Origin of the sequence: Mesorhizobium sp. M7A.F.Ca.US.005.03.2.1, from assembly GCF_003997795.1 — a bacterium.
Lineage (GTDB): Bacteria > Pseudomonadota > Alphaproteobacteria > Rhizobiales > Rhizobiaceae > Mesorhizobium > Mesorhizobium ciceri.
This window is the reverse complement of record NZ_RZRP01000977.1, coordinates 1-2184: the sequence shown is the minus strand read 5'-3', so window position 1 is coordinate 2184 and position 2184 is coordinate 1. Positions and strand designations below refer to the sequence as shown.

Annotated in this window: 3 protein-coding genes; all 3 read left to right on the top strand. The window is 63.3% G+C overall.

Annotation, left to right across the window (positions count from 1 at the left end):
* Positions 1 to 452 (top strand): 3-keto-5-aminohexanoate cleavage protein (locus tag EN991_RS33465; RefSeq protein WP_164769567.1); only part of this gene is annotated, 452 nt, incomplete at its 5' end.
* Between the two features lie 46 nt (positions 453 to 498).
* Positions 499 to 1377, top strand: coding sequence for an SMP-30/gluconolactonase/LRE family protein (locus EN991_RS33460; RefSeq protein WP_013533046.1), 879 nt, complete (start codon positions 499 to 501; stop codon positions 1375 to 1377).
* Between the two features lie 189 nt (positions 1378 to 1566).
* The coding region (locus EN991_RS33455) for a GntR family transcriptional regulator (protein ID WP_164769566.1) at positions 1567 to 2184 on the top strand (618 nt) is incomplete at its 3' end.

Genomic DNA, 2184 nt, shown 5'->3' with positions numbered 1-2184 from the left:
GCTACGACAACGGCACGCGCTTCGAGTTCGAGTGCTACGACATCGCCCATCTGTACAACCTTTCCCACTTCGCCGACCGTGGGCTGGTGGAGCCGCCTTTCTTCGTGCAGTCGGTGTTCGGGCTGCTCGGCGGCATCGGCACGCATCCAGAAGACGTTGCCCATATGAAGCGCACTGCCGACCGGCTGTTCGGCGACCAGTTCCGGTGGTCGGTACTGGGCGCCGGCGCCAGCCAACTGCGCATCGCCGCGCAATCGGCGGCCCTTGGCGGCAACATCCGCGTCGGGCTGGAGGACAGTCTGTGGGCGGGCAAGGGCAAGCTTGCCAAGTCGAACGCCGAGCAGGTCTTGCTGGCCCGCAAGATCATCGAAGGGCTCGGCATGGAGGTGGCGACGCCCGACGAGGCACGCGAAATCCTGTCATTGAAAGGCGGGGACAAGGTCGCTTTCTGAGGCTGCCCGAGCAATCGCCGCGAGACGCAAAACGGAGGAGGACGGCATGAAGATCGAAGTCGTGGTGGACGTGAAGACCACACTGGGCGAAGGACCGCTGTGGGACGTCGAACAGGAACGACTCTACTGGATCGACAGCTTCGACGGGCGCGTGTTTCGGGCGACCGCCGACGGGCGCGAGATCCGGTCATGGGACGTGCCGATGAAGATCGGCTCAATGGCGCTGCGCAAGGACGGCGGCGGCGCTGTCGTCTCGCTGCAGCGCGGCTTCCATCTGCTCGATTTCGCCACGGGCGAGGTGACGCTGATCCACGATCCCGAGCCGGACAAGCCGATGAACCGGCTCAACGACGGCAAGGTCGACCGGCGCGGCCGTTTCTTCGCCGGCTCCATGGATACGATGGAAGAGGGGCCGTCCGGCGGTCTCTACAGGCTCGATCCGGATTTTTCCGTCACCCGGATCGATTCCGGCATCATCTGCTCCAACGGTCCATGCTGGAGCCCCGACGACCGCACCTTCTATTTCGCCGATACCTGGACCGGCGAGATATGGGCCTACGACTACGATATCGCCACCGGTGCCGCCACCAACAGGCGTACCTTCGTGCGCGTCGACACCAGCCGAGGCGGTGCGGCGGACGGCTCGACCGTCGATGCCGAGGGCTATCTCTGGAATGCGCTGGTCTATGACGGAAGGCTGGTACGCTACGCGCCCGATGGCAGCATCGATCGCATCATCGACATGCCGGTCAAGAAGATCACCAGCGTCATGTTCGGCGGACCGAAGCTCGACACCCTCTACGTCACCTCAATGGCCAAGCCGCCGCTGCCGCGTTTTCCCGGCGACGGCGTTTTGCGCGGCAGCCTGTTCGCCATATCAGGCCTTGGCGTTAGGGGCGTCGCGGAACCGCGCTTCGGCGGCTGACGCCAGGCAAGCGAAGCGCCGGTAAAATACGCAGATCAGGCCTTGGCGCAGGAATTCGGGCAAGTCTGGCAATTGATGCCGAACGTGTGCATATACAGGCATACATATATCCATGCAGAGGGGTTTCCGTTAGGCTGAGCGCCCCGCGTCAAACGGGAGCATCGATTGCCAGGATTTGCGGAAAGCGTGATGCAGGGGCCGCGAACCGTGGCCGAACAGGTCGCCAATGTCCTGCGCGAAGCGATTGCCAGTGGCACCATCAAGGCGGGCACTTCGCTGCGCCAGGACGAATTGGCCGAGCAGTTTGGCTTCAGCCGCATGCCCATTCGTGACGCCCTTCGCCAATTGGAAGCCGAAGGCATTGTTTCCATCCATCCGACAAAAGGCGCGCAGGTCGCCCGGATGGACAGCGCCGAGATCAGTGAAATCTATGCACTGCGCGAATTGCTCGAATGCGAGGCGTTGCGGCTTTCGCTTCCCAATCTCGCCGGTGACAGGCTCGACGAGGCGGAACAGGTTCTCGATCAGATCGACGCGGAGCGCAATGTCGGCCGATGGGGCGCGCTGAACCGTGCCTTTCATCTGGCTCTCTACGATGCCTGCGGCAACAATCGATTGCTGGCCTTAATCGAGGCGCACCACAATGCCGCCGATCGCTACGTCCGCATCCTGCTGTCGAACCTGGACTATCGCAGCCGCTCGCAGACGGAGCACCGCGATCTGCTGGCCGCCTGCCGGTGGCGCGACGGCGACAGGGCCATAGGCATTCTGAGGCAGCATCTTCGCGAGGGAAGCGAGACGCTGGTG